This window comes from Colwellia sp. E2M01, from assembly GCF_018860585.1.
Classification (GTDB): domain Bacteria; phylum Pseudomonadota; class Gammaproteobacteria; order Enterobacterales; family Alteromonadaceae; genus Colwellia.
The window spans coordinates 283464-300512 of the sequence record NZ_JAHKPR010000010.1 but is presented as its reverse complement, the minus strand read 5'-3'; the positions used below and the strand labels follow the sequence as shown (position 1 = coordinate 300512).

Below are 17049 nucleotides of genomic sequence, written 5' to 3'. Positions count from 1 at the left end.
ATTAAGTTCTTTCCCACTCCATAAAAAATGCCGTTAAGCTAACTTAACGGCATTTTAAAAGCTGTTACAATACAATAAAACTGAGTTGCAAATTATTCAAAATTAATATCTATCAATACAATTCAATTCTGTAAAAGATTGTTTTAAACGTGCAGTCATAGATTCTTCTGCTTTACGTAACCAAGTTCGAGGATCATAGTAACTCTTATTCGGCTTATCATCGCCGTCAGGGTTGCCAATTTGTCCTTGTAAATAACCTGATTTGTCTTGATAGTAATTTAATACACCATCCCACGTTGCCCACTGCGTATCAGTATCAATGTTCATTTTAATGGTACCGTACGAAATAGCTTCTTTAATATCTGCGGCATCTGAGCCAGAGCCACCATGAAATACAAAATTTAATGGCTTCTCTGCTAAAGCAAATTTTTCAGATACGTATTCTTGAGAATTTTTCAATATTTTAGGGGTAAGCGTAACATTACCTGGCTTATAAACACCGTGTACATTACCAAATGAAGCCGCAATGATAAAGTTAGGACTAATCTTAATTAATCGCTCGTAAGCATACGCAACATCTTCAGGCTGAGTATACAATTTAGAGCTATCAAGATGAGTGTTATCTACACCGTCTTCTTCACCGCCAGTACAACCTAGTTCAATCTCTAATGTCATACCAATTTTACTCATACGCTCTAAGTAACGCGCACAAATATCAATATTTTCTTCTAGAGTTTCTTCTGAAAGGTCAATCATATGTGAGCTATATAACGGCTCGCCATGTAATTCAAAGTAGGCTTCGCCTTCATCAAGTAAACCGTCAATCCATGGTAATAACTTTTTAGCCGCATGATCAGTATTTAAAATAACAGGTACGTCATAATACTTAGCAACACTACGTGCGTAATGTGCTGCTGCTGACGCCCCTGCTACTGAAGCCTCAATACCTGATAAGTTAGCTCCCTTACCAACAAAAAACGCAGCACCTGAATTAGACAATTGAATAATTACAGGAGAATTCGCATTACGTGCAGCTTCTAGTGTCGCATTTACCGAGTTTGTGCCAATAACATTAACGGCCGGTAATGCAAAGTTATTATTTTTAGCGAACTCATATAAAGTAAATACGTTCTTTCCAGTGATAACACCTGTTGGTACTAAATCAGATAATTTTGTCATTTTACGCTCTTTTAGTGAGTTTTTTTTAAAATATTAACTTAATGCTTCTTTACATGCAGCAGTGATTGCAGCCCAATCGCCACTTTTAACCCACTTTTTATCAGCTACCCAAGTACCGCCAACAGCGATAACATTATCAAGTGCTAAAAAGTCAGCAAAGTTCCCTGCATTAATGCCACCAGTAGGGTTGAACTTCATCGTTTGAAATACTGAACCCATAGCTTTTAAGAATGGGATACCACCCGCTAAAGAAGCAGGGAAAAGTTTAACTTCAGTATAACCATATTCATATGCTAAAAGAATATCTGAAGCCGTTGAAACACCTGGTAAAACAGGTACTGGGCACTTAGCAAAGGCTTCGTATAATTTAGGTGAAGTGGCAGGAGTGATAATATAATCAGAGCCGGCTTCAAGTGCCTTTGCTAAAATATCTGTATCTAAAATAGTACCCGCACCAACGACCATGTCTGGTAATTCTTTTTTGATAAGTTTAATGACGTCGTAAGATGCTGGTGTGCGCAATACAACTTCAACTAGGTGAATACCCGCTGCGCCCATTGCTTTCGCGATGTTTAGGCCTTCTTCAGCTGTATCGGCTTGAATGATAGGTAAAAGTGTTTGTGTACCCATTAAAGATGAGAAAGAACTCATGATAGATCCTTATTAAATTTTAAACTGATGCCAGTTGAGCTTTGATAAATGTATCGTACTCATCTGCTGGTGCAATAGCACCTCTATGTTGTATAACGAAACCGGCTGCTTTCGATGCTAAGGTAATTGAATCATTTACTGAGTAACCTTCTGCGCGAGCACCGAGGTAAACACCATTAAATGAATCACCAGCCGACGTAGTATCAACTACGTTTTCTACAGGAGTAATAGTAAAGTGAGAAACGTCTCCGTCAACCACGACTAAGATACCTTGTTCGCCATTTTTAATTATTAGCTCACTTAAATCAAACGTTTTACAATAATTATTAACGTCTTCAACGGTAGTCATACCAAATAATTGTTCAAAATCATCAACACCTGGTAGTGATAAATCTGATTTTTGTAAAGCTAATTCAAACTGTTCTTGTGCTTCTTCTGGACCAGTCCACATGCGAGGACGATAATTAGGATCAAATACTATTTGTACGCCTGCAGCTTTTAATTTATCAATTAAAGCCCAAAATGCAGTTCTTGATTGTGGCTCAATAACTGCCAAAGAAATACCTGAAAAGAAAAACATATCACCTTTTGATAATAAACTAGTTACTTCATCATCAATGTGCTGCATAACTTGACGAGCGGCAGAATCGTTACGCCAATAAGTGAAGCTACGCTCCCCTTCGTCATCAAGTTGAATAGAATATAAACCTGGGATTTTTGTTTCAGACTGAAAAACAAAATCTGAGCTAATATTTTCACCTTTAAAATATTCGATCATATCAAGGCTAAATTTGTCTTTACCCACTGCGGTTACTAAATGTGTATTTACTTTTGAAAAAGTGCGTTTTAGATAAACTGCTGTGTTAAAAACATCTCCAGCAAACGATTGCTTTAACGTATTTGATGAGCCTTCTTTAGAAGCCGACATCAGTTCAATCATACATTCGCCGAATAAAAAAATGTTTTTCATTTACAAAACCTTCTTAATTTTATCTTAAATAAAAAATTGTCGATAATACGTTACCATATTATCGACTAAATTAATTCTATTTCTTAGCTTGTAGCGCTTAACTAATATAAAAATAGTATAAACACTCTATTCTTGCTTTCAAGCTTTGTTTTAAGCTTTAGGTTTTACTGGTTCAATTTTTGGAATAAGTATCCAAACCGCAAGTATTGCCGTAACCGCTAATGAAGCACCAATAATAAATGCAGGAGCGTAATTACCGCCCGCTGTTAGAATAGGAACTAATGCTGTTAAACCTAATGCACCTAATTTAGCAGCCATACCTGATAAACCAGATAATGTGCCTACAGCTTTCTTACCGAATAAATCACTTGGTAATGTTTGCACGTTACCAATAGCTGTTTGGAAACCAAATAAAATAACAGCCATAATAAGTACTGCTGCTGTAGGTCCACCTGGATTAGCCATTGCTAACAAGGCAGGTAACATAATTAAACAACCTAAAGTAATGGTTAACTTACGTGTTTTATCTGTATTCCAACCTGCTTTTAAACGATTTTGCGCTAATAAGCCACCAAACCAAGCACCAAACATAGCACCTACATAAGGAACCCAACCGTAAATACCAATTGATTTAACATCCATTTGGTACACTTCGTTAAGGTAAATAGGGATCCAGAATACAAATAACCACCAAATAGGATCAATTGCTGCAGAAGCTATAATTACGCCCCAGCTTTGTTTGTGTTTAAGGATTTGACCTGTTGTTGGATTGTACTCATCTTCTTCTGAAGTTTCAGAATCGGCTTCAGTATTTTTCTGACCTGTTAAAATGTATTCACGTTCTTCTGCTGTGATCCAAGGATGTGTTCCTGGAGGAGCTTTAACTAAAATACACCATGGAATTAACCATAACAAACCCACTAAACCAATAACAACAAACACACCTTGCCAGCTAAAAAATACGGTTAGGTAAGCAATCATTGGAATGGCAATAATTCCACCAATAGCAGCACCAGAGTTAAAGATACCTTGCGCTAATGCACGCTCTTTAGTTGGGAACCAGTCGGCATTACTTTTTGCCGCACCAGGCCAGTTACCAGCTTCTGCCACACCTAAAATAGCGCGGAAAATACTGAAACTTAATACACCTTGTGCAAAAGCATGTAAAGCAGTAGCAATAGACCAAATACCAATAGAAAGTACAAAACCTAAACGTGTGCCAACCCAGTCAAAAATCTTACCAAAGATAGCTTGACCAAAAGCATAAGATAAGATGAAAACAATAGAGATGTTTGCATAAATTTGCTTACGCTCTAACGCGGTTTCATCAGGAAATAATTCTTCTACAATATCAGGCCATAAAACGCTAAGCGCTGAACGGTCAATGTAGTTAATAACAGTAGCTAATGCGATTAACGCAATAACCCACCAACGTAATCCTTTTAATTCCATTATTTATTCTCCGCAGGTTTACGGTTAAGCTTTTCAACATCAATATTGTCGAATACGCCCTCAGGTAAGAAGTCTTCACGTGGAGGGCTGAATGTATCAATTAAAATACCACCTGTTGGACAAGTAGCACCATGATCAGCCCATGGCTGAATTAAACAGCTATCACCCGCTTTCATAATGGTTGTTACACCGTCAATATTAAAGTGGAATTCACCTTCAACAACATAAGTTACTTGAGAATGACGGTGAGCATGGTTATAACCAATAGCGCCTTTTTCAAAATAAATTTTAACGGCCATTAACTCATGGTTATAACCTAACATTTGACGTTTTAACCCACCGCCTATGTCTTCAATTTCTGCGGTATCTACTGATGTAAAAATGTCACTCTGGCTCATGGAACTCTCCTGATATTACCTAGTTTTTATATTGGTTTTTCATAACAGTATATGTTTGTAAATCATAACGTAAGAAATGATTAACAAACTTATTGTATTAATATGTTTATATCTCAATTGAAATAAGCCATATCGCTTTATCAAACGATAGGTTTACTTACTTTATTAATTATTCTTAAATTCTGCTGCATTTGGTATAGGAGCATGTAACTAAACAATATTAATAACTTTAGTTACTTTTGAATTATACGCTAATTCATTTTATTGGCTTTGAATCAAAAGAGTCTTACTGTATACACGAATATATGTTTAAAATTATTACGTTACGTTGAAATATTTCGGGGATTCTCTACTCCTGTAATAGAACCCCGAAATAAATTTACAACATTACTCTTTAGAACTTAGCTTTAACACTCAAGAAGAACTTACGACCTGAGTACGAGTAATCAGATACAGTACCTGTGCCACGAGTCATTATTTGTGGTTCTTCAAGTAAGTTAAGTGCTTTTAACGATACTTCAAAATGTTTGTTAATTTTATATTTAACCGCAGCATCTACATAATCACTATCTTCTACCCAACGATGAGCTTTGTCTGGGAAAGGTTGATTATTAGGCTGGAAGTAACGTGAACGGTACTTATACATTAAGCGCATTGATAAATCATCGCCTTCCCAGTAAACCGAAGCTGAGGCTACGTTTTTAGAGAAACCGAATAAGTTAGCATCAGGGCTGATACCCCAGTTAGCTGGTTCGATTGTATTAAAGTCAGAAATTGCATGGTTCCAAGCACCTTTAACACCAATACCACTAAGTACACCAGGTAATTCAGAGAAATGCTTCTGGAATGTTAATTCCATACCTTTAATAGTTGATTGTGTATCCGCTACTTGGTTTACGTTATACGGAATCTCATTGTACAGAACATTTTCATCCGTTGTGCCGTCATCATAATTAACGGTTATGCTAGGTGCACGATATTCCGTAATAAGCTCTGTACCACCAGTGAAGTCTTTCCAGTAACCCGCTAAAGTAATCGCCATATCTAAACTAGGATACCATTCTAATGATAAATCAAAGTTATTAGCGGTATATGGGTTCATCATATTACCTTGGGCAGTACCCGCTGCAATTTTCTGATCATAACTACAGTAGTTATCATCTTCATCATTACATACAGAGATAGTTTGACCCGCAGACATTGCATTTAATGAGAAACGAGATAATGAACGATATGCTGCTGTTCTTAATAACCACTCATCACTTAAGTGGAAGCTTAAGTTAAGACTTGGTAACCATTCATCATAAGAATCATCTAAATAAAGTTGTGTTGTTTCAGCAGTATAACCCCATGTAGATAGGCCGGCTTCATTAATTTCAGTAGTTTCAGGATCATCCACATCAAGAATAGTTTCAGTTAACACGGGACGCTCACCCCATGACTTAGAGTCAGTCTCCGTTCTTACGTAACGTAAACCTAGGTTACCTGTTACTGGAATACCCGCAATCTCGCTATCGATGTTTGCCATTGCGTATATCGCTGTAACTTTTTCAGTAACATCCACTAATTGACCGTCTCTTTGATCAGGGTTTTCACCTATATCATAGAAGCCAACATCTGGGTTATTACCTTCAGGCGTGGCGTATCCTACTTGCCCTAAATAAGCACCAATTAAACATTTAGAGTCAAATGTTAAGAAGTTGCCCGCATCTGCAGCACCGCCAGAAGCCCCCATAAAACCTTCTAAACTATGGCCGTTATCACCACAAGCTTGCGCACGAGCTGTAGCTTCCGCATGGCCAGCGATATCATTTCTAGACCAATCATCACCCGCGTTGTCATTATCATCTACACCACCACGGTCGATATGGTCATCAGAGTTCCAGTTAGCATCGATAGGACGACGTGTACCCGTGTCTACATGAAGTGCCGTTTGAATACCTGAATAATCGTATAAATGTTGGTTTGAATAACGAATACCTGCTTCAAAAGATGAGAAAACGGAATAATCATCAAAGGAATATTTACCATCAAACCTTACAGCCCACATATCATCTTTACGTTCATCGTTTTCACGACCGTATTCTAAATAAGCGCCGCCGTCATCCGCAACGAAGCTAGCCATATCACTGACGTCAAATGCAACACCACCAAAATTTGGATTTTCAACTAAATTACCATCAACGTTTTCATAGAAAAAGTTAGCGTCCGCAAGTGCTAAACTATCACCAAGATGTAACTGAGGAACTGTTCCCGTTGAGTCTAAAGAGTAAGCTGTTTGAGTTTCATTACGGAATTTAGCACGGTGACGTAAACGGTAACGGTATGATCTATTATAAGAAGCATCAGCAATTAATAACAGGTTATCATTCGGAGTAAATTCAACATTAAGACCATAGCCATTAAATGTATCTACTTGATTACGATTTTCACCTTGTAAGGTTAACTTACCTTCACCTTCTTCATAAAGTAAGTTGCCTTTATCATCAATAATTAACGTATCTGGATTTAAGTTCTTACCACGCTCTTGCGCCAATTCCATACGGTTTTCAGTGTATTCTAAATGAGAGTAGGCGTAATCAAAGTTAATATTCCATGTCTCATTAGGTACCCATTGAAAAGTACCAACAATATTTTCACGTTCATCGGTATCTTCACCTGTACGCCAATATGAATCATCAGGAACATAGAAGATTGAATCAGGATCAAATTTAGCTAAATGATCGGCACCATTTACACCATATTTACTTGCATCGGCGTTTGGACCTAAAGTTACAGGTTCATCTGTACGACCAGGGCTAACCATAGTGTCGTTATCAGGTAAACCATTACTATCTAAATCACCATCACCACAACGCTCGGTAACACCATTACCTGTAGTAAGTGGTGAGCCATCAGCAGCTCTAAAGCTACATGCAGCCATTGAAGAACTAGTACCGTAGTTTTCTTCAGGGTTAGCTGAGTCACTACGTACATAACCCAAACTGAAACCCATAGCACCTAAGTTTTCAGTTTCAAAGTTTTGAATGGTTGAGAAAGTAAGTTTATTACCCCATTCTGATTGGTTATCACCTTCATTATAATAATCGTTATAGATGCCTGTAACTTCAACTGATGTTTTACTTTTTCCATAATCCACAGCACGAACAGAGCCAACTTCGATAGTACCTGAAGTACCACCTTCAACTAAATTAGCTTGTTGTGATTTATAAATAGTTACTTTATCAACTAAGTCAGAAGGGAATTTTTTAAAGTTCACAGCACGACCTTCACCAGCATTGGTAATGGTACGGCCATTAAATGTTGCGTAACCCCAGTATGAACCAAGACCACGAATAGAGATTTCGTTTTGACTACCTTTTAAACGGTGACCTGACGCACCAGAAATATTTTCAATAACATCTGATAAAGATAACCCTGGTAAGTCACCAAAATCTGCGGCAGCAATAGCATCAACAATAGCTGTATTGTTTTTCTTTTCACTTAGAGAGCGTGTCATTGTTCCACGCATTCCCCTAACTTCAATAACTTCAACCTCACCACTATCATTTACTACTTCAATAGCACGGCCATCATCATCTGGATTGCTATTAACCGCTACATCCGACTCAGCAGAAACTGTTTGAGGTGCTTCTTCAGCATAAGCAGCTGCATTTAATAAAGTTAAAAAAGCTGAAGTGACTAACGCCGCTTTGCCTCTTTTTTTAATCGTTTTATTGACTCTGAGAGCAGAGCTAATTTTATTCAATTTCATCGTTTATCTCCCCTGACTACTTTATATTTTATATTTGAACTTTTGTTATTTATAATAATATGTTGATAGCCACTGTGTGCTACTGCAACCAATATAACCAATTAATAACCAACCTGTCAATCAATTAACATTACCAATCATCATTACCAATAAAACATAAACAGTCGCACCTTGTATTACCAATAAAATTAATGTACCTTATAAATAAGAAAATTATGTTTACAAGTCAAAATTGTGTTTAACAAACAACGAGTATATTTACACTTTAGTTATATTTACCGTGTTATATTTGCTGTTTAACACACGTAAAAATCGCACTAAAGTGCAAAATATTTTATTAGTTTCAAGTTTTTATATAACTTATTATTGTTAAGGAAAAGTTATGAGTAACCGCAGGTTGTTTTGGCGAATCGTCGAAAATATTGAAGCCTCTATAGACTCAGGCCATTACTCAGCTGGAAGTAGATTACCGCCAGAAAGAGAGCTTGCTGAAACATTTGACGTAAGTCGACCAACGATCAGAGAAGCAATAATAGCTTTAGAAGTTAGAGGTAAGATAGAAGTTAAAACTGGCTCAGGCGTTTACGTTTTAGATACAGGTAACAATACTAACTCTAATGAAGTTATTAATGCTTTTGAAGTAACCCAAGCAAGAGCCCTTATTGAAGGTGAAGTTGCTGCAATAGCGGCAACAACTATCAATAAAGATGAGTTAAAGCAACTCAATGCAACGCTAATTGCTATGGAAAAAGGCAAGGATATTGAAGCTGCAGATGAAGAATTTCACAAAATAATAGCTAACTCAACACGTAATGCAGCGATGATATTATCAGTAGAAAATTTATGGCGATTACGTTCATTAACACCTGAAATTATTGATGACTATGACAGTGTATGTAGTAGCGATAATACTAAAACTTTAGCTGAGCATAAAGCTATCTATACTGCATTAGAATCAGGCAATGCAACCGAAGCACGCCATGCTATGCATGGTCACTTTAACCGCTTAATTAATTCTTTATTTGATGTAGTAGAAACTAAAGCATTAGAAGAAATTAAACGTAAAAATAGCGAAAAACGAGATTTATACTCCATACCTTCTCTAAATAAGTAGCAATCCCCCCCCTATTGAATTATGCTATTTTTCAATAAAATAGCATAATTCAAAACATAACTTGTTTACCGCTATAAAAAACCATTAACAATAAATAAAGGAACAAGTATGAAGTTTCCCTCTCTATTTATACTTATAGTTTCCTTATTATCTTCGGATGCCTTTGCCGAGGAAAATAGAGGTAATGCTCGAGAGCGAATAGAACCTAAGGGATTACTTTACGGTTTTGGGTTAGGTGTTATTCAAGAGGTTTATAAAGGTTATGATTATAAAGTAATTCCCTTACCAATTATTGGTTACCGCGGGGATAATTTTCGCATATTAGGACCTTTTGCTAGTTATGATGCTTTTGAGTTTCACGATATTAAACTAAACCTACAAGCGGCCCCTAGGTTTCAAGGGTTTGATGACTCAGATAGCTATATTTTTGAGAATATGGCGCCTAGAAAATTTTCAATGGACGCAGGCTTAGGCCTAAATTATGAAAGACATAATTGGAAAGTTTCTTTATCTGGAATGTATGACATTTTAAGACGTTCTAATGGATTTGAAGGCAAAGTTAATATTTCTCATGTATTGCGAAAAGGACCTATCTTTTTTGAGCCTAAAATAAGTTTAAATTATTTAAATGCCAAAAATGTTAATTATTATTACGGTGTAAAGGCAGATGAGGTTAATGCTTTTACCTATGAATACCAAGGAGAAGCAACACTTAATACTTCTCTCGGTTTATCAATATCTACGCCTATTTTCTTCGGCGGATTTACCCAACTTGCTTTTGATTATACTTGGTATGGCTCAGCGATATCTAAAAGTCCATTAGTAGAGACTGATAGAAATATCAGCACTCGCCTCTTCTTTAGTAAGTTTTTTTAATAGATTACTTGTGAGTATCAAAGAGTATTTATATTTCATTTATATGCGAGTAAATCGTTAACAATAAAAACCTCTAATTAAACCCAAAGAATAAACTATTTTTCGTCAGGTCTTAAGTAAGCGATGTCAAATTCATCATCTTCATGAGAATCATACCCACCTTCAAAATCATCATTTAACTCTATTGAAACAGAAATAGGCAACTCTAAAATTGTTTGCATATGAATAACAACATCAATTTCTTGCTTAATGATCCCTTTAAACTCTTTAAAATCAAGTAACGTTATTTCTTGTAAATAATTTTTATTAAGAATAGATAGTTGAGAAGACAGTTTACTTATACATGTATCTAGCTTTTCAAGCACACTTTCTTTATCTGTTGTTTCAAGGTATGTTTTAAACTGTTGAAATAATGAAGTAGTAAACCTTTTTTCGTCTGAATCTATTAATAACAAGGCAACAGCACTATTAAGAAATGTTTCTAATTCAGCTTTTAAATACTCTTCACCATTTAATTCTATTTCGTCATGATCGAGGTGGTTTGCACAATAACTATGTGCAAGGCTTTTATAAACATCTACAAGCTTGGCACTTTTGTACCCCTCTTTCATAAAGTTAGCATGCATTGCACTAATATCTGAAGTGTCGTCTGTTGCTAAGGCATAACGAGTTATAGCAATACTGTCAAAGTACGATGACGATACTTTTTTCAATTGCGCATATTTCGCCCAACCAGCTCTAAAACAATAAACAATACCCTCTTTTTTTATTATCTCTTTGGCTTTATCACTGTTGTTATCACAAAGATCTAATAAACCTAAATTGGTGATCCCAAGTACTATTTCACAACCTTTTTTGATTTGGTCTGCATAGATAATAGATAAATTATCAGACGCTATGCGTAACGACATATCGACTAATTGTTGTGTAATTTTATGGGTAAACTCTGGAGGAAAAAACCCTTCATTTATACCGTCTTTCAAGATCAAAAGTAGGAATGGGTGATTTCTTAACTCTGCAATTCTCATTAATAAAACCTATTTAATATAAACGGTATTTAAAACGTCTATTAATTATTTATAATGGTGCGAACATATCATCGGTATCCATTTCAACCGAGCTAACACGTTGTTTATTCGCATTGTTTTTTAATATATTTTCAATGTTATCTAATGTACCGTTAGTGCTTACGGTCATAACTTCACGGTAAGCTTCTTCACTTAATGATTTAATCTTCATTAATAGCTCTTCAATACTGCCTGAAGTTTGCTCTTCGTCCTCTTCAATTTCAGAAAAGTCGTGTCCAACAAAAGGTAATGATAAATATAATAAACCAAAATCATCTTCAACTATCGTATTTAACACTTCCCGTTGCTTTGCTTCATCATCAGAAGAAAGCAAAATTTGTGATAACAAGCTATGTGCCTCAGTTTGCGCACAAAAAACATGATCTTCGTCTATGTTTTGCCAATAAGATGGCTCAACATTTAATAACTGTTTAATTGATTCCGCATCCATTAACCAAGTAGCAATAGAAGGGATTGTCGCATCATGCTCTCTTACTATTTTAGCAACCGTTAATATGTCCATTTCAGTTAATACGGCTAGCATAGTCTCATCACCTTGCTCTGAAGCAATAGCTTCTAATGAAGTGCCTGCTCGGCGACCACTTTCTTGGGCAATTTCTATAATATCAGTCGCTAAAATTAATGCGTTTTTTGTCACGGGTATTCCTTAAGATATGAGTAATTTTCGTATTAAACTATATATTAACTATAGTTGACGATAGGTAAGCTAAATAGCTTAGTAATTTTCATCAAAGTCATCAGAGTTGTAATCATCAACTTGATCAAAATCATCTTCATTTTCTTCCACCTTTAATGGTGTAGCATCATAACGATTATAAAAGTGAATGAGTAATACGGCTATTTTTAAATCTTGCTCAGCTTCATTCATCATCTCAGTAATACAAGCTCTAGCATCTGCGTGCACGCCAACAAAAGTCTTTACTTCAGCCCAAGAAGGTTCGTTAGTTAAGTCAAGCAAGGCCAAATTTTTACTATCGATTCTAATCTTAGGGGTAATCGCCATGGCAAGTTGATCAACGATTCCACAAAATAACAACGGACTAACTTTTAACTGGTCAAATAAACTGGTTAAATAGATAGTCAATAGATCAGGATTTTCAGGATCAGTTAACGAGCTCATATTTTCTAAATACATAGAAAAATTATCGGTTAAATAATCAGGTATATTTTGGTCAGTTAGCAAAATTTATTCCTAGTTGGTATGCGTAAATTAAAGCTTCAATTTAGTTATTTAAACATGACTGAGTTATAGAGGAAGCTACAAAATTAAAGAGTTATACGTTAATAGGTTAGCTTAATGCACTTTGCCAAAATGAATCCGCAACCTCTCGTGGGTCAGTAATTAGCGTGTAATTACTTTTCAAATATAATGTACGCTTTTTAGGGTCTGAAAGCGTGTCATAAGCGGTTTTAATTAGTTGAAACTGCTCTTCAACATCAATACTGCTATCATTATTTTTATCTGGGTGGAACTTATTAGCAAGTTTGCGATAAGCTTTTTTAATCTCGATCGTTGTTGCATCCCGACCTACGCCTAATTGTTCAAAATAATCCATTGATTTACTTATACCTTTTTATTAGAAGTTAGCTATAACCAGGTTTTCTATATAATATAGTTTAATAACTTTTCAAGCTAAGGCCTATGTGTGAGAAGCTAGCAGTCATACTCATTATTTGTGTAATAATTCAGTTGAAGGTCTAAAAGTCACGTCTCCAGAGTACCGTATTCAAGAGCCATATACTCAACCAACAAATCAGCAACCGTTATTTTAATCTAATCAAATCATTCTTGCTAACCTTATTTATATTAACTAACCTAAGCCCTATTAATCATTCAAGGTTAAATTTCAAATGAACTTAAAGACAATGTGTGATTGAATTTATACGCGTTATCCTAAACTCTATCTTGTCGTTAATACCTATAAAATACCAATCACTGCTATAAAGAAATATCAAAAAATCTACGCGCCCTGCCAAAAAAGTATATTAATTATATTTCCACGCAACTACCTCAGAATTTTTTATTATAAACAGTATTTTCTAAAACAAAGATAACAGCCTTCAAAAAAACAGCTAACAAATTGGTTTAAAACAAAAAACCAATAACATATTTACCAATAAACGCAGTTAAATAACCAAATTGTATTACCAAACAAACAAAAAAAACAAATATTGGTAATTAAATCACCTTTATATATTGATAAATTGGTCACATGCATATATTATTAAAACATAAATTTATTTTTTAATAATAAATACACATTAATTATTCTAGGAGTTATAAAATGTCTAAACCAGTAATCGGCTTTATCGGTCTTGGCCTTATGGGCGGCAACATGGTTGAAAACTTACAAACACGTGGTTTTCAAGTTAACGTAATGGATCTTAACAAAGATGCAGTTGCAAAAGTTCTTGCTCGTGGTAACGCTACAGAAGTTAAAACAGGTAAAGAATTAGCTGAAAAAAGTGACATTGTAATGCTTGCTCTTACAACGTCAAAAGTTGTTGAATTAGTTGTTTACGCTGAAGACGGTATTTTAGCGGGTATGACTGAAGGCAAAACATTAATTGATTTTGGTACTTCAATCCCTGATTCTACTCGTAAAATCGGTGCTGCTCTTGCTGCTAAAGGTTGTGGTATGATTGATGCTCCTTTAGGCCGTACACCTGCACACGCTAAAGATGGTTTGTTAAACATCATGGCTGCTGGTGATATCGACACTTTCAACAAAGTTAAACCAGTTCTTGACGAGCAAGGCGAAAACGTTTTCCATCTTGGCGCTTTAGGTGCTGGTCACACAACTAAGTTAATCAACAACTTCATCGGTATGACTACTGTTACTGCTATGTCTCAAGCATTTGCTGTTGCAAAAGCAGCAGGTGTTGATGGCCAACAATTATTTGACATTATGTCAGCAGGTCCATCTAACTCTCCGTTCATGCAGTTTACTAAATTTTACGCAGTAGACGGTGAAGAAAAGCTAGGCTTTTCTGTAGCTAATGCTAACAAAGACCTTGGCTACTTCAACCAAATGGTTGCTGACTTAGGCGGTGAATCTTTAATCGCTCAAGGTACTTCTGCTAACTTACAAGCAGCTGTTGATGCTGGTTTAGGTAACAATGATGTACCTGTAGTTTTTGATTACTTCAATACTTTATTCGCTAAGTAATATTTACTAAGTAAATTAAAAGTATCTAGAATAACTAAATACAGCATTACTATTATTATATTGGTGATCCTGTATTTAGATAAAATCCGGCAATTGAATTTGTATTAACCGAATTAAACCTATCAGGTAAAATTTGTTTTACAGCTTTAACTGTCGGATTTTTTTGTTTATATCGCTGTAGTTTTTGAGGCTTTAGTTTTATATTGGAATTCAATAAATTACTAAAGGCTAATTATATGATGTATAAAAATAATATTATTACAGTATTACTGTTACTACTGTCTCTTACTGCATGTTGCGGCGGTGATATTGCGCTTAATAAAGCCAATAAATTTATTTCTGAGCAAGTCGTTGATAAAAGTGATCCTGCTTGGAAAACGTCATTAACCAAGCCGCCTTTACTCACATTTACTAAAGACAAAGACTACTTTTGGGAGTTAAAAACGAACCAAGGTAATATTACTATAAAATTATTGACCGACTCTGCACCTATGCATGTTTCTAGTACTATATACCTAACAAAATTAGGTTTTTACGATGGCTTAACATTTCATAGGGTTATTCCAGGGTTTATGGCGCAAGGTGGTGATCCTACCGGTACTGGCGCTGGTAATCCTGGCTATAAATATGATGGTGAATTTGATGGCAAGACCACTCATGACACTGTAGGTACGTTAAGTATGGCTAATGCTGGACCTGGTACTGATGGTAGTCAGTTTTTCTTAACATTTACTCCTACGCCATTCTTAGATGGAAAGCATACGGTATTTGGTAAAATAGTTATTGGGTCAGAGCAGAGTTTAACTAATATTGAAAAGTTAGGTAGCCGAAGTGGTAAAACGAAAGAGCCTATTATAATTAAGAATGCCAGTATTAGAGTGATTAATAGTCAATAAATACTAATACCAATCTCACAAACTAAGTGAGCATTTATACGGGCTAAAATAGATAATTTAATTAATGAAACGGCTATAACGAGTTTATAACCGAAGTAGATAAAATTAAGGTATGTATCAATATTTACAGCTAAATAGAATGTAATTTTCTCAATTCAATAATGAAAATAATTCATTATATGTATTAAATAACAAGAGAGTGTTTTATGAATAAAATATCAAAAAGTAAAACTTTATTTGCTTCAATTAGTATAGCTTGTCTAGTGGCAGCTTGTAATTCCACAAGCCCAGAAAATAAACAATTATCAGGTCCCGTTCCTGCTGATAAGTTTGACTTAAGTCACTGGAAAATCACTATGCCACTAGATGAAGATAATAACAGCAAAATTGATGAGATCGATGTTAAAGATATTCAAACATACTCTCATCCTGACTTCTTTTATTTAGATGAAAATGGCCATATGGTATTTACTGTACCAAACAAAGCAACTACCACCAGTGGTTCATCAAATACACGTAGTGAATTACGTCAAATGTTTCGTGGTTTAAATACAAAAATTGGTACCCATGATCCAGGTAACAACTTTACTTTAGCTGTTAATCCAATCGCAAATAAATATGCTGCTGTTGGTGGAAAAATGGAAGCAACACTTAAAGTAAATGCTGTATCTTTAAGAGCTGGTTACCCAGAAAAACGCCCTGCTTATTCTGTTGTGGTAGGTCAAATTCATGCAGACAAAAATAAAAAATTACAACAAGCAACCAAAGGTAAAGGTGATTTTGGTTGGGGTAATGAACCAATTAAAATTTATTACAAAAAATGGCCAAACCATGACAAAGGCTCAGTTTTTTGGAACTATGAACGTAACTTAACTAAAGATGATCCAAACCGCACAGATATCGCTTACCCAGTTTGGGGGAATGTTTGGACAGATCCTGCAGATCCAGGTGCAGAAGGTATTTCACTTGGTGAAGAGTTTAGTTATGTAATCAATGTTCATGAAAACATTATGTACTTAACATTTACAGCTGAAGGTCACCCTGAAGTTAAATATGAAATCAACTTAGCGAACAATGTTGATGCTTACGGTAAGCCAGATCCACTAGATAACCCATGGGGCTATGCTTACGACGGTAACTACTTTAAAGCTGGTGCTTATAACCAATGTAGTACTAAAGACGATAAAGCTTTTTGGTACACCGCTTGTCCGGGTACTGGTATTTGGGCTACAGATAAAGCCAATGGTGATTACACTAGCGTAGCTTTCTCTAAATTAGTTATTAGTGAGTCTACTCCACCTAAAAAATAACTTTATAATTACAAAGCTTAAGTCAGACTGTTTTAAGCAATATTAATGACATAAAAAGGTTTATTCCCTTGTGGAGTAAACCTTTTTTATTTGTCTTTTACTTCTTTTTTATAACATTATACCAATTTGATTAAATTTCTTCCCAACTCAGAGCTATGCCCGATGTGCAATAACAAGGCGAATTTGTTTAG

Annotated in this window: 15 protein-coding genes; 5 read left to right on the top strand and 10 right to left on the bottom strand. The window is 35.4% G+C overall.

Annotated features, from left to right (window positions below; genetic code table 11):
- Positions 1-102 precede the first annotated feature (102 nt).
- From fbaA to KO502_RS02030, 6 genes are all read right to left on the bottom strand, one after another.
- Complete coding sequence (fbaA, locus tag KO502_RS02055; RefSeq protein WP_216020882.1) at positions 103-1179, bottom strand: class II fructose-bisphosphate aldolase; 1077 nt, start codon at positions 1177-1179, stop codon at positions 103-105.
- A 33-nt stretch (positions 1180-1212) separates the two neighbouring features.
- Positions 1213-1830 carry a bifunctional 4-hydroxy-2-oxoglutarate aldolase/2-dehydro-3-deoxy-phosphogluconate aldolase gene (gene eda, locus KO502_RS02050; protein ID WP_216020881.1) on the bottom strand — a complete coding sequence of 206 codons (618 nt, stop codon included), beginning with the start codon at positions 1828-1830 and terminating at the stop codon, positions 1213-1215.
- 19 nt (positions 1831-1849) lie between these two features.
- Complete coding sequence (locus tag KO502_RS02045) at positions 1850-2800, bottom strand: sugar kinase (RefSeq protein WP_216020880.1); 951 nt, start codon at positions 2798-2800, stop codon at positions 1850-1852.
- 150 nt (positions 2801-2950) lie between these two features.
- The gene (locus KO502_RS02040; RefSeq protein WP_216020879.1) at positions 2951-4252 is read right to left on the bottom strand and encodes an MFS transporter; all 1302 of its coding nucleotides are present in this window, start codon (positions 4250-4252) and stop codon (positions 2951-2953) included.
- Positions 4252-4650 (bottom strand): cupin domain-containing protein, encoded by a 399-nt coding sequence (locus KO502_RS02035; protein ID WP_216020878.1) that lies wholly within the window; start codon positions 4648-4650, stop codon positions 4252-4254. The genes KO502_RS02040 and KO502_RS02035 overlap by 1 nt, the downstream gene beginning before the upstream one ends.
- Positions 4651-5044: 394 nt before the next feature.
- Complete coding sequence (locus KO502_RS02030; protein ID WP_216020877.1) at positions 5045-8404, bottom strand: TonB-dependent receptor; 3360 nt, start codon at positions 8402-8404, stop codon at positions 5045-5047.
- 382 nt (positions 8405-8786) lie between these two features.
- Here KO502_RS02030 and KO502_RS02025 point away from each other — a divergent pair, with 382 nt between their 5' ends.
- Positions 8787-9518 (top strand): FadR/GntR family transcriptional regulator, encoded by a 732-nt coding sequence (locus tag KO502_RS02025; RefSeq protein WP_216020876.1) that lies wholly within the window; start codon positions 8787-8789, stop codon positions 9516-9518.
- Between the two features lie 108 nt (positions 9519-9626).
- Entirely contained in the window at positions 9627-10394 is a 768-nt protein-coding gene (locus KO502_RS02020; RefSeq protein ID WP_216020875.1) for a MipA/OmpV family protein, read from the top strand.
- A gap of 95 nt (positions 10395-10489) precedes the next feature.
- Here the strand turns inward: KO502_RS02020 and KO502_RS02015 are convergent, their stop codons facing one another.
- The 4 genes from KO502_RS02015 to KO502_RS02000 all read right to left on the bottom strand — a co-directional run bounded on the left by KO502_RS02015 (position 10490) and on the right by KO502_RS02000 (position 13038).
- A complete protein-coding gene (locus KO502_RS02015) occupies positions 10490-11422 on the bottom strand; it encodes a hypothetical protein (protein ID WP_216020874.1) in 933 nt (310 codons plus the stop codon).
- Positions 11423-11471: 49 nt separating this feature from the next.
- Positions 11472-12119: a hypothetical protein gene (locus KO502_RS02010; protein WP_216020873.1), complete on the bottom strand. Its 648-nt coding sequence runs from the start codon at positions 12117-12119 to the stop codon at positions 11472-11474.
- Between the two features lie 78 nt (positions 12120-12197).
- A complete protein-coding gene (locus KO502_RS02005) occupies positions 12198-12665 on the bottom strand; it encodes a hypothetical protein (RefSeq protein ID WP_216020872.1) in 468 nt (155 codons plus the stop codon).
- A 106-nt stretch (positions 12666-12771) separates the two neighbouring features.
- Complete coding sequence (locus KO502_RS02000) at positions 12772-13038, bottom strand: DnaJ domain-containing protein (RefSeq protein WP_216020871.1); 267 nt, start codon at positions 13036-13038, stop codon at positions 12772-12774.
- Between the two features lie 729 nt (positions 13039-13767).
- Between KO502_RS02000 and KO502_RS01995 the strand changes: the two genes are divergently transcribed.
- From KO502_RS01995 to KO502_RS01985, 3 genes are all read left to right on the top strand, one after another.
- The gene (locus KO502_RS01995) at positions 13768-14652 is read left to right on the top strand and encodes an NAD(P)-dependent oxidoreductase (RefSeq protein WP_216020870.1); all 885 of its coding nucleotides are present in this window, start codon (positions 13768-13770) and stop codon (positions 14650-14652) included.
- 236 nt (positions 14653-14888) lie between these two features.
- The gene (locus tag KO502_RS01990) at positions 14889-15548 is read left to right on the top strand and encodes a peptidylprolyl isomerase (protein ID WP_216020869.1); all 660 of its coding nucleotides are present in this window, start codon (positions 14889-14891) and stop codon (positions 15546-15548) included.
- Positions 15549-15754: 206 nt separating this feature from the next.
- Complete coding sequence (locus tag KO502_RS01985; protein WP_216020868.1) at positions 15755-16858, top strand: polysaccharide lyase family 7 protein; 1104 nt, start codon at positions 15755-15757, stop codon at positions 16856-16858.
- The last annotated feature ends 191 nt before the right edge of the window (positions 16859-17049 follow it).